This is a genomic window from Kribbella sp. C-35 (genome assembly GCF_046549195.1).
Classification (GTDB): domain Bacteria; phylum Actinomycetota; class Actinomycetes; order Propionibacteriales; family Kribbellaceae; genus Kribbella.
On sequence record NZ_JAJPWG010000004.1, the window covers coordinates 308033 to 329000 of the forward strand.

Below are 20968 nucleotides of genomic sequence, written 5' to 3' on the forward strand. Positions count from 1 at the left end.
CGCACCCCGACAGGGCCTAGTTCTTCCGCACGTAACATTGCGCTCAGTAGACCTACCCGTGGAGGACCTGATGTCCGATCGTCTGTCCGTTGGCGACACCGCCCCCGACTTCACCCTGCCCGATGCCGACGGCAACGAGGTGGCGCTGGCGGACCTGCGCGGAAAGAACGTGATCGTCTACTTCTACCCGGCCGCGATGACCCCGGGCTGCACCAAGCAGGCCTGCGACTTCCGGGACTCGCTCGACTCGCTGCAGGCCGCCGGGTACGCCGTACTCGGAATCTCCCCCGACAAGCCGGCCAAGCTGGCGAAGTTCCGGGAGCGCGACGGCGTGACGTTCCCGCTGCTCAGCGACCCGGACAAGCAGGTGCTGGAGGCGTACGGCGCGTTCGGCGAGAAGACCATGTACGGGAAGAAGGTGACCGGCGTGATCCGGTCCACGTTCGTCGTCGACCCGGACGGGAAGGTCGCGGTCGCGCAGTACAACGTGAAAGCGACCGGCCACGTCGCCAAGCTGCGGCGTGACCTGGGCCTGTGACCTGTGACTGTGACCTCGTGGTTGTGACCTCGTGATTGTGAAAAGGCACCCCGCCGCAGGCGTTTCCGGAGGGAAACCTTCGACCGTTTCATGAGGTTGGTCCATAGAACGGTCGTTTGAAGCGAACTACCGCTGTGATTTGGGTCACACCAACATCTCAGCGGATCGCAGCGGAGTCGGCACTCTCGGTGAGTTTTTAAGCGTTCTTGTGAAAGAGCCGTACTCCGGGGACGGTTCCGGTTCAGCGACGGGTGGGTCACGACCGTTGGCGGGCTTCGCCGTGACGTGCGGAAACCGGGTAATCTGCGCGCGCAGTCTGCCTCTGGGAGGGAGGGACCTACCGCGATGGGAAAACATTCCTCTGCGGTGACGCGAACCAACAACAACCGTCGCTCGGTGTACATCACCGCGGTCGGGCTACTGGTGCTGTCGTTGGGCGCCGTCTTCGTCGTCCGCTCCTTCGGGTCCGAGGCGGGCGCCGACGGGTTCCTCGGCGGCGGCAAGGCCTGCGCCGACCCGACGCAGATCCAGTTGGCCACCACGCCCGAGATGCAGTCCTCGCTCGAAGCCGCGGCCAAGTCGCTGGCGGCCAAGGGCGGTAAGGACGGCACCCCGTGCCTGCAGGTCACCGTCAGCTCGGCGCCGTCGGCACAGGTCGCGCGGGACGTCGCGCACGGCAGCGACAACCGGCCGGACCTGTGGGTTCCGGACTCGTCGCTGTGGGTCGCCCAGGCCGATGACGGCCAGAGCGTCCCGAGCATCGCGGTCGCGTCCATCGCCACGTCGCCGATGGTCATCGTCAGCCGGCGCGAAAACTTCGCCGACACCTCGTCCTGGCTGCGCATCATGGCCGCCAACGAGCCGGCCCTGCTCGACCCGCTGAACACCTCACCCGGCGCACTCACGTTGCTGGCGGTGCAGAGCGAGCGGCAGAAGACGTCGGCGTCCGACGGTCAGGTGTCGCAGTTGATCGTCCCGCTGGCCCAGCGGCTCGGGTCGATGGCCAAGCCGTTCACGGACGTCAACGCGCTGTTCGGCCGCGCGGACCAGGACGGCAGCAAGACCGTCGTACCGGCGTCCGAGCAGAGCTTCGTGAAGTACCAGGAGGCGCACCCCGAGGCGCAACTCCGGGCGATCCAGCCGGACACCGGCACGCTGTACCTGGACTACCCGATCGTGGTCACGGCGAAGTCCGACACCGACTCGGCGAACGACGCCGCGCAGGCACTGGCCACCGAACTGCTGACCGACAGCTCCACGCAGGCCCGTGACCAGGCCGGCTTCCGGGACACCACGCTGAGCCCGCTCGGCGGCGGTCGCGGCGTCGGCGACGTGAACCAGCTGACGAAGCCGACCAGCGAGGCGATCGACACCGCGCTGCAGAACTGGACCCGGCTGTCGCTGTCCACGCACTCGCTGGCGGTCATCGACATCTCCGGCTCGATGGCGGAGAAGGTCGGCACCAAGACCCGGATGCAGCTCACGATCGAGGCGGCCGCGGGCGGCCTCAGCCTGTTCCCGGACAGCGCGGAACTCGGCCTGTGGACGTTCTCGACGACCATCGGCAGCGACAAGGCCGACTACAAACCGCTGGTGCCGATCGCGCCACTGTCGAAGCGGCAGCGCGGCAAGATCGTCGACCAGCTGAAGATCCAGCACCCGATCCCGAACGGCGGCACCGGCCTGTACGACACCGCGATCGCCGCGGTCCGGCAGGTCCGGCAGGAGTACAAGTCGAACGCGGTCAACACGGTCCTGCTGTTCACCGACGGCAAGAACGACGACCCCGGGAGCCCGACGCTGGCCCAGGCCGTCCAGATGCTCAAGGCCCAGCAGGACCCGTCCCGCCCGGTGCGCATCATCGCCCTGGGCATGGGCCCCGAGGCGAACGCGGACGAGCTCAGCGCCCTGGCCGGAGCCACCGGCGGCGCGGCGTACGTAGCCCGCAACCCCGGCGACCTGAAGAACGTCTTCATCGACGCCCTCCAGAGCCGCTGACACCGGCCCCTCCCCTAGGATGTCCTCCTAGGGGAGGCCAGCCCTCCTCAGCCAGAGTGGTGGAACGGCAGACACACCGGCTTTAGGTGCCGGCGCCCCCGGGCGTGCGGGTTCAACTCCCGTCTCTGGCACAAACAGCATTCATCCCCGGCGTTGTTCGTACGCCGCCGGCGGTACGTCGTACGACACCGGCAACTGTTGTCCGGTGTTCCGCGCGATCGCGACCAACGCCGACAGCGTGTGCTCGAACCACCCGAACAACACCCACACAAACAGGCTCCACACGACGCACCCGACCGCCGAAGCGATCCCGGCCGCGACGGAGTATTCGGTGGTCGGGTCCACCAGCGTGAGCAGAATGCTGACCCCCGCCGCAACCATCGCCAGCCCGATCAGCACCCATTTGACCACCCCGATCGCGACGGCGACGCGGGCACCGGCTGCCATGGAATTCGACATAGCTCCCCCTTCATCCGAATGTCGGCGTACGGTCAGCCGATCCTGGTCCAGGCACCGCAGTACCGGGTCTCGAAGGCCTTGTCGGTCTTCTTGATCGTGACGACCTGATTGCCGCCATTGCCATTGGCATTGATCGCGTCGAGATCGCCGTTGGTGTTCTTGAGGCGGGCCCAGTAGCAGTCGCCCTCGTTGCCGTTGCGGTAGGTGCCGGGCTTGATGTCGGCGCCTACCAGGTACACCCCGTCCTCGGTGATCGCAGCCTTCGGCGCGGGCGGCGGCGCTGTCACCGTCTTCGCCGGTCCGGGCACCGTCTGCGTGACGGTCGGTCCCGCAACGGTCGCGCCGGCCGGGCCGGGCACGGTCTTGGTCACGGTCGGCTGAGGTACGCCGGCGGTGGGCGTGCCGCTGCCGCTGCTCCCGGCGGTGCCGATGATCAACCCGAGCAGGAACGTTCCTGCGGCAACAACCCAGGGAACCCATCGGCGTGCCTTCTTCGGCGGCGGCTGCAACTGCGGGTCCTGCATCGGGGCGTACGGCGGATTGCCGCCATATCCCTGGCCCGGCTGCAGCTGCTGGTTCGGGTCGTGCGTGTACTGCGGGTATTGCTGAGACATGATGATTCCTCCCCCGGTCCCCGAGCCCCCCTCGGGATCCAAAGCCGAAACAGTAACGGTGAGTAGCGGTTCTGGCTATAGGTAACGGTGGATCGTTCGAAACCCTCACTCAACTGGAATGCACCGGTCAGAGCTGGATGGTGCCTGTGGTGCCGTTGAGGGTGGTTGGGGTGTTGGTGGGGATTTGGGTTGTTGCTGCGGGGACGGCTAGGACTGCGGGGATGCCTTGTTCTCGGGCGACTATGGCGGCGTGGGACAGGAGGCCGCCTTGTTCGGTGACTACGCCGGCCGCGATGGAGAGGAGTGGGGTCCAGGCGGGGTCGGTGAAGGGGCAGATGAGGATGTCGCCGGGGCGGACGGTGGGGAAGTCGGCTGGGCCGCGGACGACTCTGGCGGGGCCGGTTGCGGTGCCGTGGCTGCCTGGGATGCCGGTCAGCAGGTGCTGGTCGCTGCGGTCACCTGCGAGAGTCGCGTCGGGGGGTTGGGTTGTGATGGGGCGGGATTGTAGGAGCCAGGGGGTGTTGGTGGTTAGGGACCATTCGATGTCTTGGGGGGCGCCTAGGAGCGTGGTGACCCTTTGGGCTAGGGCTGCTAGTTGTGCGGCGGTTGCGTTGGAGAGGGTCGGCGTACGGCGTTGGGCGGCGGGGACCTGGCGGACGGTCAGGGTTGCGCCTTGGCGGTCTAGGGATGTGAGCTTGTCGGCGATGGTGCGGGTGACTTTGCCGGATGCGGTGACCTGGTAGCGGTCGGGGGTTACTCGGCCCTCTACGACGCTTGGGCCTAGGCCCCAGGAGGCCTCGATCAGGGTGGGGCCGTTCGCGTTGGTGAACATCACGCCGGAGACGTCCGCGTCCAGGTGGCGCTGGATGATGACGGCCATCGCCGGAGCCTCGGAGCCGTTGCGGTACGCCGTTGCGCGCGGGGACCACACGGACGCCCAGCAGGCGCGTACGGCGTCAACAACAGCAGCGATCCCTTGTACGCCGAGGAAGCTGTCGTGCTGGCCCGCTGCCGACGCGAGAGCGGTGTCCTCGTTCGCGGCCGATGACCGTACGGCGACCGGAGGATCACCCACGCTCCCAAGCCACCGCAAGAGCCCGTCGATGAGCCCATCATCAACCTGCTGGGTACCGAACGGGATGACGATGCCTTCGGGGACTGGGAGGCCGGCCTGGAGAAGGGTGGCGAGGGTGGCTGCTTTCGCGCCGCACCGGTCGGTGGTTGCGTCCTCGAGCGGCACCAGCATTCAACGGCTCCTATCAACGAAACGTTGACAACGGAATGTTGACAACATTCTGTTGATGATCCACTGTAGGCGGATGCGACGCAAGCAGGACGCGGCGGCGACCGCGGACCAGGAACAGGCCGAGCGCCAGCGCGAGGCGCGGGAACAACTGCTCGCCCTAGGCGCGAGGGACCTGCCGGCCCGCCCGTGGCGGCCGGCGCCGATCCCGTTGTCTGCGGTGGACTTCACGCAGTTCGCGGCCTGGCGGGCCGCTGACTTGAGCGACGACGATCTGCTAGCGGCGCTAGCGTTGTTGCCGGCTGCCCGGGCGGAGGTTGACGAGGTCGAGGCCGGGCTGCTGTTCATGGCCAGGAGCGCAGGGCTGACCTGGGCGGAGATGGCCGACGCGATGGGGTTCAGCTCGCCGCAGGCCTGTCAGCAACGGTTCAACCGCCTGGTCGCACGGCAGGACTCATGATGCTCCTGGTGCTGCACGCGGTCCGGCTCCTGGGGTTCGCGGACACGCAGGCGATCGCGCGACGTTTCGAACTGCAGGGCGTCGAGGACGACTTGAAGGACGCCGAGGCGCGCGGGTGGGCGACGTACAGCAGCTTCGCGGGTACGTCGGGCTGGTCACTCACCGAAGCGGGCCGCACGGAGAACGAGCGCCTGCTCAAGGCGGAGCTGACCGACGTGGACGCTATCCGCAAGGTGCACGCCGACTTTCTGCCACTCAACACCCTTCTCCAACAGGCCTGCACAGACTGGCAACTGCGGCCGACAGATGGCGATCCGTTGGCGGCGAATGATCACTCGGACGTCGCGTGGGATGCAGGAGTGTTGCACGAGCTCAAGGTGATCGACGGTGCGCTCGGGGGCATCAACCAGCGGTTGACGCAGGTGTTGCCCCGGTTCAGCGGGTACGACCGCAGGTTCTCACACGCACTGGCACGCGCCACAGCAGGCGAGACCGCCTGGGTCGACCGCAGCGACGTCGACTCCTGCCACCGCGTCTGGTTCGAACTCCACGAAGACCTACTCGCCACCCTCAACCTGCACCGCGGCGACTAGTTGCCCAAAGCGTCCAAGTAGGCAGCGCCGCGGGGGGTGAGTTGGTAGCCGACCTCGAGGCTGTAGGTGAGGCCGAGGTTCTTGAGTTTGCGTACGTCGAGTTTGAACGGCGCCGTCTCGCGCCCGACGGATGCCGCCAGGTCCGCCGCGCGCGTAGCCGGTGTGGATTCGATCAAGCGGAGCGTCTGCTCGGTCCAGGGACCGTGGTTGCTGAGCTGGTCGAAGTGATCCAGTCGCTCCCGTAGATCGGCCACATCAGCCTCCGACAGCGAAGACTGCGCGGCCAGCTCCTCGCGCGGGTCCGGACCCTCGACCAGGTGGAAGCGGATCAGGAACGTCGGCAACGTGTCGTCGCCGCGCAGCCGGCGCCGTACGTCCTTCGCGTTCTGGCGGTCGGCGAGTGCCACGTCCGGGTCGTTGTCGGCGATCAGGTCCGGATTCACCGGGCGGATGCTGTCGATCTCGATCCGGCCCGCGTTCGTCCGGTAGATCCGCCCCTCGACCACGCGCGGCTCGGCCCATCGCCGGTACGCCACGGTGATCTGGCCGCTCTCAACGCCGTCCTTGTCCGATCCAGCGAACAACATCTCTAGCTCCCCAACGCCTTCGCCACGATCGGGGCCAGTTCGCGCAACGCCTTGCCGCGGTGGCTGATCGCGTCCTTCTCTTCGATCGACAGTTCCGCGGTCGTGCGGTCGTACCCGTCGGCCTGGAACAGTACGTCGTACCCGAACCCGCCGGTCCCCCGCAACGAGCGGATCACCGACCCGCGCATCTCGCCGAGCACGAGCTCGTCCGGTCCGTCCGGCCGGACGAACGCGACCGCCGCCACGAACGACGCACCGCGACGCTCGTCCGGCACGTCCTCGAGCTGCCCGAGCAGCAGCAGGTTGTTCGCGTGGTTGTCCTTCGCCGGCCCCGACCACCGCGCGGACAGCACGCCGGGCATCCCGTTCAGCGCGTCCACGCAGATCCCGCTGTCGTCGGCGATCGACGGCAGCCCGGTCGCGGCGAGCGCGGCATGTGCCTTGAGCAGCGCGTTGCCCTCGAACGTCGGCTCGGTCTCGGCCGGTTCGACGTACGGCGGTACGTCGCCGAGCCCGAGCACCTCGATCCCGGGCACGATCGGCGTCAGGATCCGCCGCAGCTCCTCGAGCTTCTTCTTGTTGTTCGAGGCAAGCAGAACCCTGGTCACGCGAGGGCCTCCTGCTGGATCTTCGCCAGCTCCGCGCAGCCCGAAGTACCGAGCTCAAGCAAGCTGTCCAGCTCCAAACGGTCGAACGGCGCGCCCTCCGCCGTACCCTGCACCTCGATGAACTTGCCGTCGCCGGTGATCACCAGGTTCATGTCCGTCTCGGCGCGGACGTCCTCCTCGTAGCAGAGGTCCAGCATCGGCACCGAGTCGATGATGCCGACCGACACCGCGGACACCGTCCCGGTCAGCGGCTCGCTCTTCAGCAGCTTCCGCTCCCGCAGGAACGACACCGCGTCCGCGAGCGCGACGTACGCACCGGTGATCGCCGCGGTCCGGGTGCCGCCGTCGGCCTGCAATACGTCGCAGTCGAGCAGGATCGTGTTCTCGCCGAGCGCCTTGTAGTCGATCACGGCCCGCAGCGAGCGGCCGATCAGCCGGGAGATCTCGTGGGTGCGGCCACCGATCTTTCCCTTCACCGACTCGCGGTCCGAGCGGGTGTTGGTGGCCCGCGGGAGCATCGCGTACTCCGCGCTCACCCAGCCGAGGCCGGAGCCCTTGCGCCAGCGCGGCACGCCCTCGGTCACACTCGCCGCGCACAGCACCCGGGTCCGCCCGAACTCGACCAGCACCGATCCCTCGGCGTGGTCGAGCCAGTTCCGGGTGATCGTCACCGGGCGGAGCTGGTCAGCATTACGTCCATCAATACGGGCCATGAATCAGACCCTATGCCTCCAAACGCCGGACCTCCGCATTGGACGTGGGGTGCAGCGCGACCGGGGCGGCCGATCGGCGGACCGGGCCGAACTGGGTGACCGCCATCCGCGCCGCCCACGGCACCAGGTCGTTCGCCCGCCGCCCGACCCACGGCACGCCTTCCTTCACCAGCCAGACCGCGTCCGCCCACTTGCTCGGCGGCCGATAGGCGCAGTCCAGGTCCGGCGGTACGTCGATACGCACGCCGCGGACCGCCAGCTCGTCGGCGAACGCCCGTGCCAGCTTCCGGTGACCGCGTTCGGCGGGGTGCAGCCGGTCGATGCTCCAGAAGTCCCGGCGGTACACCTCCGGGTAGTCGGCCATGTCCAGCCGGATCCCGCCGTACCGCGCGTGCAGGTCGTCGAACACCACGTTCACCTGCTCGATCCGCCGCCAGAGCGGCCGGCGCAGCCACTTCGGCAGGCCGAAGACCTGCCCGTGGTCGTGGAACCGGACTGTGAGCAGCAGCGCGCCGCGCGCTGTCAGCCGGTCGGCGATCAGGTCGAGGTTGTCGCGGATCCGCCCGGCGTCGAAGGTCGATCGCAGGGTGTCGTTGACGCCCACGATCAGAGAGGCAAGGTCGATGGGACCGTCGCCGGTCGAGGGCAGTTGCTCGGTCGCGACGACCGGCACGGTGGCGCCGCTGGTCGCGAAGTTGGAGAACGTCACACGGTGGGTGCTGGCCAGGGAGTCGGCGAGCAGCGAGGCCCAGCCCCGCCACCCCTCGCCCGGGCGCGCACCGGCACCGGACAGGTCGGTCGTACTGCTGCCGTTCATCGGGTCCCCGACCCCTACTGTGGTCGAGTCCCCCAGTGCCACGTAGTGGAGGCTCACATTCCGCCATGGTGAGCGCACGGAGCGAGACCTCGATGTGCGGCGGATGACCACCAAGGCAATTCCAGCTGGAGGATCGGTGATTGCTTGCCAGAATTGCTCGGAGTTAGGCTGTTGCAAACAACTATGTGCAGGAGTTGCCTGGTATGACTGATCTTCGGTTTGGCGTGGTGGGGCTCGGGGCGCGCAGCCGCATCGCGCAGTACGCGCACCGTCCCGGCGAGGGCTCGGAAGTCGTCGCGGTCTGTGACCCGGTCGCGGGGCAGCGGGACCTCGCACTGGAGCTGTACCCGGACGCCACGGCGTACGCCGATCACTCCGAACTGCTCGACCAGAAGCTCGACGGCGTGTTCCTGACCACGCCCGACGACCTGCACGAGGGTCCGGCGATCGACTTCCTCGAGGCCGGGGTCTCGGTGTTCGTGGAGAAGCCGCTGGCGATCACCACCGAGGGCAGCGACCGGGTCCTGCAGGCGGCGTACGACTCCGGCGCCCGGCTGTACGTCGGCCACAACATGCGCCACATGCCCGTCGTCCTGACGATGCGCAAGCTGATCCAGGACGGCGCGATCGGCGACGTGAAGGCGATCTGGTGCCGGCACTTCGTCGGCCACGGCGGCGACTTCTACTTCAAGGACTGGCACGCGGACCGCACCCGCACCACCGGTCTGCTGCTGCAGAAGGGCGCTCACGACATCGACGTGATGCACTGGCTGGCCGGCGGCTACACGACCCGGGTGAACGCGATGGGGGCGCTCACGCTGTACGGCGGGATCACCGACCGGCTCGACCGGACGGGCCAGCGGTTCAAGGACTTCGTGTCCAGCGACAACTGGCCGCCGCTGGAGCAGAAGGGCCTGGCGCCGGTGATGGACGTCGAGGACCTCTCGATGGCGAACCTGCTGCTCGACAACGGGGTGTTCCTCACCTACGAGCAGTGCCACTACACGCCGGACTACTGGCGCAACTACACCGTGATCGGCACCCACGGCCGGCTCGAGAACTTCGGTGACACCGCGGGCGGGGTCGTGAAGGTGTGGAACAGCCGCCGCTCCGGGTACCGCGAGGACGCCGACCAGGTCGTCGAGATCGCCGGTGAGACCGAGCACCACGGCGGCGCCGACCCGCACCTGGTCGCCGAGTTCGTGAACTTCGTCCGCGACGGCGGCGCGACGCTCACCTCCCCGGTCGCGGCCCGCGCCGCCGTCGCCGCCGGCTACGCCGCCACCCAGTCCCTGCGCGCGAACGGCGTACCGCAGGACGTCCCGGCGCTGGACCCGGCCCTGGTCGCCTATTTCGACAACGGGCAGACGCGGTGAGGGTGTTATTCTCTTCGACGTGACCAGGTACGCCGCGATGCGAATGCTGAGCCCTCGATGCGGGAGGACTTCAGCGGCGTAGGCACGTGTGCTTGCAGCGAGAGGCCCCCGATGTCGGGGGCCTCTTTCGTTTCCCAAGACCCGCTGCACACCACTGGAGCCTGAGATGTACCCGATCACCTACATCACCGACTGTTTCGACGGTAACGCCCGCGCCAGACTCAGCACCCGGATCGGCGCCCTGTTCGGCCAGTCGCCGACCGTCGTCGCCGCCGACGGACCCGATCCGGAGTCGTTCGCCGCCCTCACCCTGCTCGACTGCCTGCAATCTCTCGAGCTGCTGGGCGAGGAGGGCCATCCGACGATCACGCTGCTGAACATCGCGCCGCGCGACGGCGTCTGGCCGAACGGCGTACCGTTCTGCTTCTTCTGGCACGGCAAGCACCTGGTCGCGAGCACCTTCAACGCCCGCGTGCTTTCCCTGGTACGGCGTGAGCTCGGCATCGACCACGTCTACGTCACCGACATCCGCGATGCGGTCACCGCCGCCGGGTTCGCGCCGGATGACGTCGAGAAGATCGCCGGCACCCAGTTCCGGAGCCTGTGGTACCTGCCGTTGCTCGCGAAATGGGTCGCCGACGGCCGCGCTGTCCCGGCGACCGAGACCGCCGTACCCGAGATCCTCGACGACGAACCGACCGTGAGCGTCGTCGACAACTTCGGCAACTGCAAGCTCGACCAGCGCCTCGACCTCGTCCCCGGCACGACGCTACCCGTTGCCCAGCGCAACGATGACGGCAGTACGACGATCGTCGACGTCAGGTGCTACCCGCACCTGACCGCCGTACCGCGGAACGCACCGGGCATCATCCCAGGCAGCTCCGGCACCGGCTTCACCGAACTCGTCATCCGCGGCGGATCGGCGGCCGAGTACTTCGGTCTGCGGCCGGGTGACGCGTTGCTGGAGGAGGTCACCGCTCAGGTGGCGTGAACTCCAGAGGAAGGCCGGCGGCGAGGAACTCGAACGCTCGGTCGATGGTGGCCAGGTAGGTCGGCATCGGTGCGTCGACGGCGGACTGGTAGGTCGCCATGACGACGCCGACGACCGCGCCGGCCCAGGCGCGGACGGCGAAGTCGTCCGGGGCGCGGCCGACCCGTTCGGCGGCGAGTTCGGCGAGCAGGTCGATGCCCTCGTAGAGCTGGTCGAGCATCCGGACCCGGAGCTCGGGTGCGTTCATCACCAGGCGCTGGCGCTCGGACTCCAGTTCCCACTCGTCCTCGGTCAGGACTCCGATGGCCTCGCGGATCGCTGTCCGGAGAGCCTCGGTGGGACTCAGCTCGGGCGGCTGGTTGCGGAACAGCTCGATCATCACCGGGTCGAGCCGGTCGAGGACGATGGTGTCCTCCTTGGTCGGGAAGTACCGGAAGAACGTGGCCGGCGAGACCTCGGCCGCGTCGGCGATCTCCTGGACCGTAGTGTCGGCGTACCCCTGGTCTCGGAAGAGCCGCAGCGCGTGCTCCTGGATCGCCGCCCTGGTCTTCGCCTTCTTGCGCTCCCGCAACCCGCTCATACCTTGATTGTCGCAAGTTCCGGTGCGGTTGCCTGGGTACGGCGGGGCAGAAAGACCAGCGCGAGCACGATGGACACCACCGCGAGGCCGCTGCACGCCCACAGCGTCACGTCCATACCGTCGACGAACGCCGCGCGAGCCGAGCGGGTCAGGTCGGGCGAACCGATCGCGACCGCCGCCGAAGCGCTGTCCCGCGCGGCCTCCGCGGCCGCGGGCGGAAGGCCCGTGACGTCCAGGTGGTTGCGGTACGCCGCGTTGAGCACCGTGCCGAGGATCGCGACGCCGAGCGTCCCGCCGACCTGGCGCGACGCCTGGATCAACGCGGATCCCGAGCCGCTCCGGTCGAGAGGCAGCGCCGCGAGTGCGAGCCCGTTCATCGGGGGCAGCGTGAAGCCGATGCTGACGCCTACCAGGCTGACCCAGATCGCGGTGAACCCGTAGCCGTCGCCGACCTTCGTGAACGCTCCGAGCGCCAGCCCGATGAGCATCAACGAGAACCCGATGACCACCGAGACCCGCGCCCCGGCCGCCTCGACGAGCCGCTCGGCGACCTTCGCCCCGATCAGCATCCCGCCGATGATCGGCAGCAACCGCAGCCCGGACTGGAACGCGTCCGCACCCTGCACCGCCTGGAACAGTTGCGGCAGCACGAACAGCAGTCCCACCAGCGCGAACGAAGCCAGCGTCGCCAGCACCGTGCCCCAGGTGAACCCGGCCGACCGGAACAAGGACAGCTCGACCAACGGATCCGCCGTACGCCGCGCCCACGCCCAGAACGCGGTCAGGAACACCACGCCGGCCGCGATTCCGCCAAGCGCCCATGCCGAGCCCCAGCCGTGCTCACCCGCGGCGATGAACCCGTACGTCAGGCAGACCAGTCCGGCCGCCGTCAGCAAGATGCCCGGTACGTCGATCCGCCGCGACCGATGACCGCTCGTCGACGGGATCAACAGGGCCACTGCAACTAGTCCGATTGCAACTAGTGGCAGGTTGATCAGGAAGATCGAACCCCAGCGGTAGTGATCCAGCAGCCAGCCGCCGAGCAACGGCCCGAGCGGGATGCCGAGCGAGTTCGCCATCAACCAGATCGTCATCGCCCGCTGTCGTTCCTCCGGGGCGAACAACAGGTTGAGCAACGACATCGACAGCGGGATCAGGAACGCCGACCCGATCCCGAGCGCCGCGCGACCCGCGATCAACTGACCTGGAGAGTCCGCGAACGCGCACGCCGCCGACGCCAGCCCGAACACCACCAGCGCCCCGAGCATCAGCCGCTTCGGCCCGAACCGGTCCCCCAGCAGTCCCGCCGGGAGCAGCAGCGAGGCGAGCACCAGGGTGTACGCGTTCGCGAACCACTGCAGCTGACTTGTGGATGCCTGCAGATCGGTCGCCAACGTCGGCAACGCGACGTTCAGCACGGTCAGATCCAGCCCGATCACGATCAGGCTGAGAGACATCGCCGCCAGGGCCCACCACCGCCGCGGATCCAGCATGACAAACACCTTTCTGAGATCAGCTCTAATTTGAGAGTAGATCTCAGATTTGCGATCTGTCTACTGTACGGCGCTGCGCAGCACCTCCCGGACCAGGTCCGGCTGCTCCAGCCACGGCGAGTGGCCGGCATCCGGGATCAGGTGGAAGGTGTGGTTCGGGACATGGCCGGCGAGATCGCGCACGGCCCAGGCCGGGCGGGGGTCGCCGGCGCCGTGGATGAAGGTGACCGGGGCCTGGATCGACGCGGCCTGTGCCGTCACCTCCTCCGGCGTCCGGCTCTTCATATCGGCCGAGAGCGCGCGGTTGGCGGCGAAGTTGATCGGGAGGTCGACGGACGCGCTCGCGTACGCCCACTCCATCGCGCGCTCCCGGTCGGCATGATCGGGAAACCACGACAGCACGCGGAACTCGATCTCCTCGGCCGGCGTGCGCGCGCGGCCCGAGAGGTCGTCGAGCCGGTCCTGCTGGTCAGGGGTCATCCGGCGCGCCCGTTCCGCAGCGTCGTGCGTACGCCAGTCGCCGATGCCGACACCGTCCAGGTACACGACGCCGGCCACGTGATCGCCGTACGTCGCGGCGTACGTCATCGCCAGCGATGCGCCGAAGGAGTGACCGATCACGATGATCCGCTCATGACCGAAGTACGCACGGAGCTCGTCGATGTCGCGCGCTGACCGGGCCAGCGTCTGCACGTCGGACGGGTCCGAGCGACCGCAGCCGCGCTGGTCGAAACGGTGTACGACGACGAGGTCTTCGAGCATCTCCGCGAGCACCGCGTAGTCGTCCCACAGGCCCGGGCCGCCGTGCAGGATCACGACCGCCGGCCGACCGGTCGCCGAACCGGTGGTTGCGGTCCACAACCGAACGCCGTCAGATGTCGAAAACGGCATGCGGGGTAGCGATCTCGACCGGTCCGGAGAAGGTACGGCGGGCGTTCTCGGCCTGCGTCACACGGTCGTACCACGGCGGCACATGCGTGATCACGAGCCGCTTCACACCGGCCTTCTTGGCATGCTCACCGGCGTCAGCAGGCGTCAGGTGGAGGTCGATCGGATTGTTCGGTTCGTTGTCCGGCAGCGCGGCCTCGGACAGCAGTACGTCGGCGCCGCGAGCGAGCTCGACCAACGCGTCATTGGGCCCGGTGTCGCCGGTGTAGACGAGCGACTTGCCGCCGTGCTCGACCCGGATCGCGTACGCCGGCACCGGGTGCACCATCCGCGCGGTGCGGATCGTGAACGGCCCGATCTGCTGAACGTCCTGCCAGGCATGGAATTCCAGCTCCTCCTCCATCCCGGGATCGAGCGGCAGGTCGTACGCCAGCGCCATCCGTTCCGACGTACCGGGCGGCCCGAACACGGGGATCCGCGGGATCGGGGCCCCCGGCGCGTAACGCGCCGCGACGTACAACCCGCACAGATCCATGCAGTGGTCAGGATGCAGGTGGGACAGGCAGATCGCCCCGATCTCCGGTACGGCGACATGCCGCTGGAGCGAACCGAGCGCGCCACTGCCGAGGTCCAGGATCAGGTTGAACCCGTCGGCGGTGACCAGATAGCTCGAGGCGGCCGAGTCCGGCCCGGGCACAGACCCGGAGCAACCGATCACGGTGAGCTTCATACTTGGAACCCTACCGGCGAGTCGACCCCCGCGCAGGACGACCGGTGGCGTCGATTCGGTTACCACACAGGCATCCCGGCCGCTTCCGGTGCCTTGGACAACGTCCGGGTGCGACTTGAATCACACTCGTCAGCGGACCCAGGCGAACTGGTCCACGTTCGACAGGGCCGGGCCGAGGAAGCGGGAGCCGATCGCGGCGAACTCCGCCGGGTTGCCCGTGGTGACGAAGCGGTGCGCGGGCGTCGGGAGGTGGTCGGGGCGGAGCAGGCCGGTCTTCGTGAGTACGCCGTACACGTCCTTCGCGCACTCCTCGGCGCTGCTGACCAGTGTGACGTTGTCGCCCATCACGTACGAGATGACGCCGGTAAGCAACGGATAGTGGGTGCACCCGAGGATCAACGTGTCGACGCCGGCCTCGACCAGCGGGTCCAGGTACTCGTGGGCAGCCTCGAGCAGCTCCGGTCCTGACGTCACGCCCGACTCCACGAAGTCCACGAACTTCGGGCACGCATGCGTGAACAGCTCCACCTGCGGCGCGGCCGCGAACCCGTCCTCATAGGCGAGCGACTGCGCGGTCGCCTTCGTGCAGATCACGCCGACGCGCTGGTTCCGCGTCGCCGCCACGGCCCGGCGCGCGGCCGGCAGGATCACCTCGACGACCGGTACGTCGTACCGCTCGCGAGCGTCCCGCAGCATCGCGGCACTCGCGGAGTTGCAGGCGATCACCAGCATCTTCACGCCGGCCTCGACGAGATGGTCCAGGCATTCGAGCGCGTACTCGCGGACCTCGGCGATCGGCTTCGGCCCGTACGGCTGCCGCGCGGTGTCGCCCAGGTAGAGGATCGGTTCGTGCGGCAACTGATCGAGTACCGCGCGGGCGACGGTGAGTCCCCCGAAGCCTGAGTCGAAGATCCCCACCGGTGCGTCTGCCACGGGAAGAGCTTATACAGGTCCGCGACCGGGCAGATCCGAAGTGCAGCCTTACCTAACCGCTGGGAACGACACGCCGAGGTTATCCACATCTTTACGTTATGGAATTGCCTTTTCGCGTGATGCGCGCCACTCTGGAGCGATGTTTGCTCGACCGCCCCTCGTGATGCCATGGATCTGATGCATCACCTCGCGGTGGTAATCGGTACCACCGCCGCACCAACTCCGCAGCCCGACCACATGGCCGCCGCAGGCCAAGCGGCCAGTCAGGCCACGGAGTCGAACAACGGCACAGCCGCGGACATCTTGTCGTCCATCGGACCGACGGGACTCCTGCTGCTGGCGCTGATGGCGATGTTCGCTGCGTACGTCGTCTCGCTGTCGCTGCACCCCAATGCCAAGTGCAACAGGTGCAAGGGTGCCGGCCGGCACCGCGGCAGCATCTTCAGTTACGCCCAACGCCCCTGCAACAGTTGCAAGGGCCGCGGCGTCCATCCCCGACTCGGCCGCAAGGTCCTGTTCAAACAACCGTAGGAAACATGACGTAACCACCCCTGCAGGTTGCTCAAGGCAACAAAACGCATCACCAACCCCGGACCGGCCCTCCGCCCGCCGCTCCGGTTCCCCTCACTCCTGCACCGAAAGGTTCAGCGTCCGGTTCGGCCGTCGAGCTGTTCGCGCAGGATGTCGGCGTGCCCCGCATGCCGGGCGGTCTCCTCGATCAGATGGACGAGCGTCCACCGCCGCGACGGTGCAGTACGCCTGCCCGGCCGCGGCCCCGGTACGGCGAGGTCGTCCCACGCCGCGACCGCCGCGTTGGCTTCCGCCCCGGTCTCCCGGTACTCCGCGAGCACCTCCGCCGCCGTCTCGTCAGCTCCCGCGCGAAACGTGGCCTGCCAGTTCGGCACCTCATGCCCGAGCAACCAGTGCCGCTCCACCGCGGTCAGATGCTTCACGAGCCCGAGCAGATTGGTCCCGGACGGTACGCCGGGTGCGCGCACCTCATCCTCCGGCACACCCTCCGCCTTGGCCGCGACCGACGTACGGAGGTAGTCGAGGAAGCCGAGGAGTACGTCGCGCTCGCCCGGCCCGGTCGCCGGCGGTCCGGCATCACGTCTCTTCACCCGGCCAAGGGTGCCGTCCGGTCTGTGCTTCGAGCACGGAAAGTTGCCAGAGCGGCAAGGGCTCAGGCCCAGAGCTGGCCTTCGAGGCGGTCCTCTGCCTCGTCGATCGTGCCTTCGTACGCGCCGGTGGACAGGTACTTCCAGCCGCCGTCCGCGACCACGAACGCGATGTCGGCCTGTTCGCCGTCGCGCACGCACTTGGCCGCCTGGCCGAGCGCCGCGTGCAGGATCGCGCCGGTCGAGATGCCGGCGAAGATACCTTCGTTGTCGAGCAGTTCGCGGACCCGGCGGACGGCGTCGCGCGGACCGACCGAGAAGCGGGCGTCGATCAGTGTCTCGTCGTACAGCTCGGGGACGAAGCCCTCGTCGAGGTTGCGCAGGCCGTAGACGAGTTCGCCGTACCGCGGCTCGGCGGCGACGATGCGCACCTCCGGCTTGTGCTCACGGAAGAACCGGCCGGCGCCCATCAGCGTGCCGGTGGTGCCGAGGCCGGCGACGAAGTGCGTGACGGACGGCAGGTCCTCGAAGATCTCCCGCGCGGTGCCGTCGTAGTGCGCGAGCGCGTTCGACGGGTTGCCGTACTGGTACAGCATCACCCAGTCCGGGTGTTCCTCCGCGACCTGCTTCGCGACCCGGACGGCCTCGTTGGAGCCGCCCGCGGCCGGGGAGGAGATGATCTCGACGCCCCACATCCGCAGGATCTGGCGGCGCTCCTCGGAGGTGTTCTCCGGCAGCACGCAGACCATCCGGTACCCGCGGAGCTTGGCCGCCATCGCGAGCGAGATGCCGGTGTTGCCGGACGTCGGCTCGAGGATCGTGTTGCCCGGGCGCAGCCGGCCGTCCTTCTCGGCGTCCAGCAGCATCCGCAGCGCGGCCCGGTCCTTGATCGACCCGGTCGGGTTGTGGTCCTCGAGCTTCGCCCAGAGCCGTACGTCGGCCGACGGCGACAACCGCGGCAGTCCGACCAGCGGGGTGCCGCCGACCGAGTCGAGCAGGTTGTCGAAGCGCATCGGGACTCAGCCGCCCGCGACGGCAGGCAGTACGACGACGATGTCGCCGTCCTTGACCTCGGTCTTCAGGCCGCCGGTGAACCGGACGTCCTCGTCGTTCACGTACACGTTCACGAACCGGCGCAGTTCCTCCGGCTCGCCCTCCACGATGCGCTCCTTGAGGCCCGGGTGGACGCCGTTCACGTTGTCGATGAACTCGGCCAGGTTCACGCCGTCACCGCTGACCGCCTTCGCGCCACCGGTGTAGGTGCGCAGGATCGTCGGCACGCGCAGCTCGATCGCCATCTTCAGTGCTCTCCTTCTGTCTCCGCATAAGAACCAACCACGCGTACTGCTTCTTCCGTGACCTCACCGCCGACGATCCGGTACGACCGGAACTCGACCGGCCCGTCGTACGACTGCGAGTGGGCGCCGCCCCGGGTGGAGACCAGCACGTAATGCGCGTTCGGCTCCTGAGCCCGGTCGATGTCGGTCCGCGACGGGTACGCCTCGGTCGCGGTGTGCGAGTGGTAGATCACCACCGCTTCCTCGTCCCGGTCCCACATCTCGTTGTAGAGCTGCTTCCAGTCCTCGTCGTCGAACTGGTAGTACGTGGGCGACATGGCCGCGTTCAGCATCGGCACGAACCGCTCGGCCCGATCCGACCCCTCCGGCCCGATGACGACCCCGCACGCCTCATCCGGATGATCCTTCCGGGCATGCGCGACGATCGCCTCATACGTCGCCTTCTCGATCACCAACACGCCTCCACGGTACGGCGCGCGCCGGACCGACCCCGCCAACCGCGGAGTCGGTCCAGAATGCGGACAGCGCGTTACCAGCGGTCGTGGATCTGGGGGCGGATGAGGTCGTCGTACGTCTGCTGCACGGCGGCCAACTGGTCGTCGGTCAGCGGGGTGAGGGTGGCGGCGGAGATGTTGCCGGCTACCTGGGCCGGGTTGCGGGCGCCGGGGATGACGACTGAGACGCCGGGCTGGTCGAGGATCCAGCGGAGGGCGAACTGGGCCATCGTGGCGCCGGCCGGGAGCCAGGGCATCAGGCGGCGGACGGCTTCCAGGCCGGTGGTGAAGTCGACGCCGGAGAAGGTCTCGCCGACGTCGAAGGCCTCGCCGTGCCGGTTGTACGTGCGGTGGTCGTCGTCGGCGAACGTGGTGTGCTCGTCGTACTTGCCGGAGAGCAGCCCGCTGGCGAGCGGGACGCGGGCGACGATGCCGACGCCGGCCGCCTGCGCCGCGGGCAGGACCTCGTCGAGCGGCTTCAGGCGCAGCGCGTTCAGGATGATCTGCACCGACGCGACGTTCGGCCGCGCGACCGCCGTCAGCGCCTCGGCACAGGTCTCGACACTGACGCCGTACGACGTGATGCGGCCCTCGTCGACGAGGGTGTCGAGCGCGTCGAAGACCTCGTCGTCGGAGTAGACCGGCGTCGGCGGGCAGTGCAGCTGCACCAGGTCGATCGTGTCGACGCCGAGGTTCTGCCGGGACCTGTCGTTCCACGCGCGGAAGTTCTCCAGCGTGTAGTTCTCAGCAAGCTGCTCGACCCGACGCCCCATCTTGGTCGCAACAGTCAAACCATCGTGCGCCTTCAGCACCTGCCCGACGAGCCGCTCACTCCGCCCGTCGCCATACACGTCCGCGGTGTCGATGAACGTCACCCCACCGTCGATCGCGGCCTCGAGCACCGCCAGCGCGTCGCTCTCGTCCACCGACCCCCAGTCCGCGCCCAACTGCCACGCCCCGAGCCCGACCACACCAACATCCCGCCCGGTCCGCCCGAGCCGCCGCATCTCCATGCGGCCCACCCTAATCAGCCCGGCGGAGGGGAAAGAAATGTGCGTGTGGTGGCGATTTGTTTCCCCGCCTCAGCGCATGTTGTGCAAGAGCGCGGACTTCCAGCACTGATGAAGGCCCTCGGAGCAGGCCGAGCGTGGACAGATCGAGCGTGGCCGGCGATCACCAGCGATGGTTGGTGAGTGGTGGACGTCCGCCGATCCAGCTCCGCGCCGACCTCTGCGCCGACGGAGGGCGATTCTCCGTACGACACCGAACCGCCTGCGGGAGCCGGCTGTCGCAAAGGTCGGCGCGACCCAATGGTTCACCTACGAGGACGGCCGAAGAAGACCGCCGACCTGGCGCTGACGACAGTGAAGCTGGCCCACGGCGCGAACGGTGATCAGGCCGATGACGTCTTCGACTCCGAGAACGGGCTCGACGGCGGCTTCGACGGCTCGGTCACACCCGGCCACGCGAGGACCGCCAAGCTCGGGTTCGCCGTACCGAAGGGTCGGCAGGCGCTGGACATCGAGGTCCAGCCCGGCTTCGAGTACGAATCGGTCCACTTCGAAGGCTCGGTCAAGTAGGCACCAGTCAGCGCATGTTGTGGAGGAGGGCGGACTGGAGGTAGCCGAGCCAGTCGTAGAGGTCGTAGGTGAGGCGGCGGGGGTCGTCGTCCGGGAGCTTTTCCCAGGTGGAGTAGTCGTCCTCGTCCTTGATGTCGAGGCGGGTGCCGATGGCGAGGCGGAGGTCGTTCAGCGCGCGCAGCCAGGAGAGCTGTTCGTCCGGCTCGAGCGCGATCTCGTCGGCGCCGGACTCCTCGAGGGCGGACAGCACCCGCTTGGCGTCGGTGACCTTGCCCTCGCGCAGCCCGCGTTCGGTGAATCGGCGGAACTCGGCCGACGCCATGTCGTCCTGCTTGTACGCGTCCGGCAGCAACCGCTGCAGTACGACGTCCTCGGGCGGCGACGTCGGCCCGTCGGAGTCGAGCAGCGCCGCGAGCGGGTCGCTGGACTCGGTGGCGCGCGGTGGCAGACCGTCGTACAGCAGCTCGACCAGGTTGCGGAGCAGGTTCGCCAGGATGTCCGCCTCGTGCTCGGCGAAGCTGACGACGACGGTCTTGCGGCGCCTGCGGAAACGGGTCACGACTTCTCGCAGGTGGCCCAGAGGCCGTAGGTGTGCATCGCTTCCACGTCGCGTTCCATCGCTTCCCGGTTGCCGTTCGAGACCGCCGATTTGCCTTCCTTGTGCACCTGCATCATCAGCTTCTCCGCCTTCTGCTTGGAGTAGCCGAAGTAGGTCTGGAAGACGAAGGTGACGTAGTCCATCAGGTTGACCGGGTCGTTCCAGACGACGGTCACCCAGGGCGGGCTCAACTCGATCGCCTCGTCGACCTCGGGGCTCTCGAGTTCGCTTGGTGCGGTGGTCACCTGTCCATTCTCTC

Annotated in this window: 27 protein-coding genes and 1 tRNA gene; 9 read left to right on the forward strand and 19 right to left on the reverse strand. The window is 68.1% G+C overall.

Translation table 11 applies throughout. From position 1 onward, the window contains the following. The first annotated feature begins 70 nt into the window (after nt 1-70). The 3 genes from bcp (at nt 71) to ACLJOO_RS27350 (ending at nt 2667) form a co-directional block, all read left to right on the forward strand. Nucleotides 71-538 carry a thioredoxin-dependent thiol peroxidase gene (gene bcp / locus ACLJOO_RS27340; RefSeq protein WP_410790256.1) on the forward strand — a complete coding sequence of 156 codons (468 nt, stop codon included), beginning with the start codon at nt 71-73 and terminating at the stop codon, nt 536-538. Nucleotides 539-904: 366 nt separating this feature from the next. Next, nucleotides 905-2536, forward strand: a complete 1632-nt coding sequence (locus tag ACLJOO_RS27345; protein ID WP_410790257.1) for a substrate-binding and VWA domain-containing protein — start codon at nt 905-907, stop codon at nt 2534-2536. A gap of 50 nt (nt 2537-2586) precedes the next feature. Beyond that, a tRNA-Leu gene (locus ACLJOO_RS27350) sits at nt 2587-2667 on the forward strand. A gap of 10 nt (nt 2668-2677) precedes the next feature. Here ACLJOO_RS27350 and ACLJOO_RS27355 read toward each other — a convergent pair. The 3 genes from ACLJOO_RS27355 to ACLJOO_RS27365 form a co-directional block, all read right to left on the reverse strand. Further along, complete coding sequence (locus ACLJOO_RS27355; RefSeq protein ID WP_410790258.1) at nt 2678-2995, reverse strand: hypothetical protein; 318 nt, start codon at nt 2993-2995, stop codon at nt 2678-2680. Nucleotides 2996-3027: 32 nt separating this feature from the next. Continuing rightward, on the reverse strand, nt 3028-3609 hold the full coding sequence (locus ACLJOO_RS27360) for a hypothetical protein (RefSeq protein WP_410790259.1): 582 nt from the start codon (nt 3607-3609) through the stop codon (nt 3028-3030). Between the two features lie 127 nt (nt 3610-3736). Continuing rightward, the gene (locus ACLJOO_RS27365) at nt 3737-4855 is read right to left on the reverse strand and encodes a PEP/pyruvate-binding domain-containing protein (protein WP_410790260.1); all 1119 of its coding nucleotides are present in this window, start codon (nt 4853-4855) and stop codon (nt 3737-3739) included. A gap of 73 nt (nt 4856-4928) precedes the next feature. On the opposite strand from ACLJOO_RS27365, the gene ACLJOO_RS27370 reads away from it, so the two are divergent. Continuing rightward, nucleotides 4929-5312, forward strand: coding sequence for a hypothetical protein (locus tag ACLJOO_RS27370; protein ID WP_410790261.1), 384 nt, complete (start codon nt 4929-4931; stop codon nt 5310-5312). Beyond that, a complete protein-coding gene (locus ACLJOO_RS27375; RefSeq protein ID WP_410790262.1) occupies nt 5309-5905 on the forward strand; it encodes a transcriptional regulator in 597 nt (198 codons plus the stop codon). The genes ACLJOO_RS27370 and ACLJOO_RS27375 overlap by 4 nt, the downstream gene beginning before the upstream one ends. Here the strand turns inward: ACLJOO_RS27375 and ACLJOO_RS27380 are convergent. Genes ACLJOO_RS27380 through ACLJOO_RS27395 form a run of 4 tightly spaced genes read right to left on the reverse strand, consistent with a single transcriptional unit; the run spans nt 5902 to nt 8687 of the window. Then, nucleotides 5902-6492, reverse strand: coding sequence for a hypothetical protein (locus ACLJOO_RS27380; protein WP_410790263.1), 591 nt, complete (start codon nt 6490-6492; stop codon nt 5902-5904). The two genes, ACLJOO_RS27375 and ACLJOO_RS27380, sit on opposite strands and share 4 nt — an antisense overlap. A gap of 2 nt (nt 6493-6494) precedes the next feature. Continuing rightward, a complete protein-coding gene (gene rdgB, locus ACLJOO_RS27385) occupies nt 6495-7100 on the reverse strand; it encodes an RdgB/HAM1 family non-canonical purine NTP pyrophosphatase (protein WP_410790264.1) in 606 nt (201 codons plus the stop codon). Then, nucleotides 7097-7813, reverse strand: coding sequence for a ribonuclease PH (rph, locus tag ACLJOO_RS27390; RefSeq protein ID WP_410790265.1), 717 nt, complete (start codon nt 7811-7813; stop codon nt 7097-7099). The genes rdgB and rph overlap by 4 nt, the downstream gene beginning before the upstream one ends. 10 nt (nt 7814-7823) lie before the next feature. After that, nucleotides 7824-8687 carry an SGNH/GDSL hydrolase family protein gene (locus tag ACLJOO_RS27395; protein ID WP_410790266.1) on the reverse strand — a complete coding sequence of 288 codons (864 nt, stop codon included), beginning with the start codon at nt 8685-8687 and terminating at the stop codon, nt 7824-7826. Between the two features lie 146 nt (nt 8688-8833). Between ACLJOO_RS27395 and ACLJOO_RS27400 the strand changes: the two genes are divergently transcribed. Further along, complete coding sequence (locus ACLJOO_RS27400) at nt 8834-10006, forward strand: Gfo/Idh/MocA family protein (protein ID WP_410790267.1); 1173 nt, start codon at nt 8834-8836, stop codon at nt 10004-10006. Nucleotides 10007-10172: 166 nt separating this feature from the next. After that, on the forward strand, nt 10173-10997 hold the full coding sequence (locus tag ACLJOO_RS27405) for an SAM hydroxide adenosyltransferase (RefSeq protein WP_410790268.1): 825 nt from the start codon (nt 10173-10175) through the stop codon (nt 10995-10997). Here ACLJOO_RS27405 and ACLJOO_RS27410 read toward each other — a convergent pair. From ACLJOO_RS27410 to murI, 5 genes are all read right to left on the reverse strand, one after another. Further along, nucleotides 10978-11577: a TetR family transcriptional regulator gene (locus ACLJOO_RS27410; RefSeq protein ID WP_410790269.1), complete on the reverse strand. Its 600-nt coding sequence runs from the start codon at nt 11575-11577 to the stop codon at nt 10978-10980. The two genes, ACLJOO_RS27405 and ACLJOO_RS27410, sit on opposite strands and share 20 nt — an antisense overlap. Further along, on the reverse strand, nt 11574-13070 hold the full coding sequence (locus ACLJOO_RS27415) for a DHA2 family efflux MFS transporter permease subunit (protein WP_410790270.1): 1497 nt from the start codon (nt 13068-13070) through the stop codon (nt 11574-11576). The genes ACLJOO_RS27410 and ACLJOO_RS27415 overlap by 4 nt, the downstream gene beginning before the upstream one ends. A gap of 60 nt (nt 13071-13130) precedes the next feature. Further along, on the reverse strand, nt 13131-13961 hold the full coding sequence (locus tag ACLJOO_RS27420) for an alpha/beta fold hydrolase (RefSeq protein ID WP_410790271.1): 831 nt from the start codon (nt 13959-13961) through the stop codon (nt 13131-13133). Then, entirely contained in the window at nt 13942-14688 is a 747-nt protein-coding gene (locus ACLJOO_RS27425) for an MBL fold metallo-hydrolase (RefSeq protein ID WP_410790272.1), read from the reverse strand. The genes ACLJOO_RS27420 and ACLJOO_RS27425 overlap by 20 nt, the downstream gene beginning before the upstream one ends. A 129-nt stretch (nt 14689-14817) precedes the next feature. Next, entirely contained in the window at nt 14818-15621 is an 804-nt protein-coding gene (gene murI / locus ACLJOO_RS27430; RefSeq protein WP_410790273.1) for a glutamate racemase, read from the reverse strand. Nucleotides 15622-15813: 192 nt separating this feature from the next. On the opposite strand from murI, the gene ACLJOO_RS27435 reads away from it, so the two are divergent. Then, complete coding sequence (locus ACLJOO_RS27435; protein ID WP_410790274.1) at nt 15814-16152, forward strand: hypothetical protein; 339 nt, start codon at nt 15814-15816, stop codon at nt 16150-16152. Nucleotides 16153-16265: 113 nt separating this feature from the next. Here ACLJOO_RS27435 and ACLJOO_RS27440 read toward each other — a convergent pair whose 3' ends face one another. The 5 genes from ACLJOO_RS27440 to ACLJOO_RS27460 all read right to left on the reverse strand — a co-directional run bounded on the left by ACLJOO_RS27440 (nt 16266) and on the right by ACLJOO_RS27460 (nt 19544). After that, a complete protein-coding gene (locus ACLJOO_RS27440) occupies nt 16266-16742 on the reverse strand; it encodes a DinB family protein (protein ID WP_410790275.1) in 477 nt (158 codons plus the stop codon). Between the two features lie 62 nt (nt 16743-16804). Continuing rightward, nucleotides 16805-17752: a PLP-dependent cysteine synthase family protein gene (locus ACLJOO_RS27445; protein ID WP_410790276.1), complete on the reverse strand. Its 948-nt coding sequence runs from the start codon at nt 17750-17752 to the stop codon at nt 16805-16807. Between the two features lie 6 nt (nt 17753-17758). Next, nucleotides 17759-18037 carry a MoaD/ThiS family protein gene (locus tag ACLJOO_RS27450; RefSeq protein WP_410790277.1) on the reverse strand — a complete coding sequence of 93 codons (279 nt, stop codon included), beginning with the start codon at nt 18035-18037 and terminating at the stop codon, nt 17759-17761. A gap of 2 nt (nt 18038-18039) precedes the next feature. Further along, nucleotides 18040-18495: a Mov34/MPN/PAD-1 family protein gene (locus tag ACLJOO_RS27455; protein WP_410790278.1), complete on the reverse strand. Its 456-nt coding sequence runs from the start codon at nt 18493-18495 to the stop codon at nt 18040-18042. Between the two features lie 71 nt (nt 18496-18566). Further along, nucleotides 18567-19544 carry an aldo/keto reductase gene (locus ACLJOO_RS27460; protein WP_410790279.1) on the reverse strand — a complete coding sequence of 326 codons (978 nt, stop codon included), beginning with the start codon at nt 19542-19544 and terminating at the stop codon, nt 18567-18569. Between the two features lie 297 nt (nt 19545-19841). Here ACLJOO_RS27460 and ACLJOO_RS27465 point away from each other — a divergent pair, with 297 nt between their 5' ends. After that, nucleotides 19842-20111 (forward strand): DUF4352 domain-containing protein, encoded by a 270-nt coding sequence (locus ACLJOO_RS27465; protein WP_410790280.1) that lies wholly within the window; start codon nt 19842-19844, stop codon nt 20109-20111. Nucleotides 20112-20118: 7 nt separating this feature from the next. On the opposite strand, the gene ACLJOO_RS27470 is transcribed toward ACLJOO_RS27465, so the two are convergent. Together ACLJOO_RS27470 and clpS are read right to left on the reverse strand one after the other, a co-directional pair. Continuing rightward, entirely contained in the window at nt 20119-20670 is a 552-nt protein-coding gene (locus tag ACLJOO_RS27470; protein WP_410790281.1) for a DUF2017 domain-containing protein, read from the reverse strand. Beyond that, a complete protein-coding gene (gene clpS, locus ACLJOO_RS27475; protein ID WP_410790282.1) occupies nt 20667-20954 on the reverse strand; it encodes an ATP-dependent Clp protease adapter ClpS in 288 nt (95 codons plus the stop codon). Before clpS ends, ACLJOO_RS27470 begins: the two co-directional genes overlap by 4 nt. Nucleotides 20955-20968: the final 14 nt, after the last annotated feature.

Excerpts from the sequence above, each read along its gene's own strand:
- bcp (WP_410790256.1), top strand. The coding sequence starts at position 71 with ATGTCCGATCGTCTGTCCGTTGGCGACACCGCCCCCGACTTCACCCTG.
- ACLJOO_RS27355 (WP_410790258.1), bottom strand. The coding sequence starts at position 2,995 with ATGTCGAATTCCATGGCAGCCGGTGCCCGCGTCGCCGTCGCGATCGGG.
- ACLJOO_RS27360 (WP_410790259.1), bottom strand. The coding sequence starts at position 3,609 with ATGTCTCAGCAATACCCGCAGTACACGCACGACCCGAACCAGCAGCTG.
- ACLJOO_RS27365 (WP_410790260.1), bottom strand. The coding sequence starts at position 4,855 with ATGCTGGTGCCGCTCGAGGACGCAACCACCGACCGGTGCGGCGCGAAA.
- ACLJOO_RS27370 (WP_410790261.1), top strand. The coding sequence starts at position 4,929 with ATGCGACGCAAGCAGGACGCGGCGGCGACCGCGGACCAGGAACAGGCC.
- ACLJOO_RS27375 (WP_410790262.1), top strand. The coding sequence starts at position 5,309 with ATGATGCTCCTGGTGCTGCACGCGGTCCGGCTCCTGGGGTTCGCGGAC.
- ACLJOO_RS27380 (WP_410790263.1), bottom strand. The coding sequence starts at position 6,492 with ATGTTGTTCGCTGGATCGGACAAGGACGGCGTTGAGAGCGGCCAGATC.
- rph (WP_410790265.1), bottom strand. The coding sequence starts at position 7,813 with ATGGCCCGTATTGATGGACGTAATGCTGACCAGCTCCGCCCGGTGACG.
- ACLJOO_RS27400 (WP_410790267.1), top strand. The coding sequence starts at position 8,834 with ATGACTGATCTTCGGTTTGGCGTGGTGGGGCTCGGGGCGCGCAGCCGC.
- ACLJOO_RS27405 (WP_410790268.1), top strand. The coding sequence starts at position 10,173 with ATGTACCCGATCACCTACATCACCGACTGTTTCGACGGTAACGCCCGC.
- ACLJOO_RS27410 (WP_410790269.1), bottom strand. The coding sequence starts at position 11,577 with ATGAGCGGGTTGCGGGAGCGCAAGAAGGCGAAGACCAGGGCGGCGATC.
- ACLJOO_RS27415 (WP_410790270.1), bottom strand. The coding sequence starts at position 13,070 with ATGCTGGATCCGCGGCGGTGGTGGGCCCTGGCGGCGATGTCTCTCAGC.
- ACLJOO_RS27420 (WP_410790271.1), bottom strand. The coding sequence starts at position 13,961 with ATGCCGTTTTCGACATCTGACGGCGTTCGGTTGTGGACCGCAACCACC.
- ACLJOO_RS27425 (WP_410790272.1), bottom strand. The coding sequence starts at position 14,688 with ATGAAGCTCACCGTGATCGGTTGCTCCGGGTCTGTGCCCGGGCCGGAC.
- ACLJOO_RS27445 (WP_410790276.1), bottom strand. The coding sequence starts at position 17,752 with ATGCGCTTCGACAACCTGCTCGACTCGGTCGGCGGCACCCCGCTGGTC.
- ACLJOO_RS27450 (WP_410790277.1), bottom strand. The coding sequence starts at position 18,037 with ATGGCGATCGAGCTGCGCGTGCCGACGATCCTGCGCACCTACACCGGT.
- ACLJOO_RS27460 (WP_410790279.1), bottom strand. The coding sequence starts at position 19,544 with ATGGAGATGCGGCGGCTCGGGCGGACCGGGCGGGATGTTGGTGTGGTC.
- ACLJOO_RS27465 (WP_410790280.1), top strand. The coding sequence starts at position 19,842 with ATGGTTCACCTACGAGGACGGCCGAAGAAGACCGCCGACCTGGCGCTG.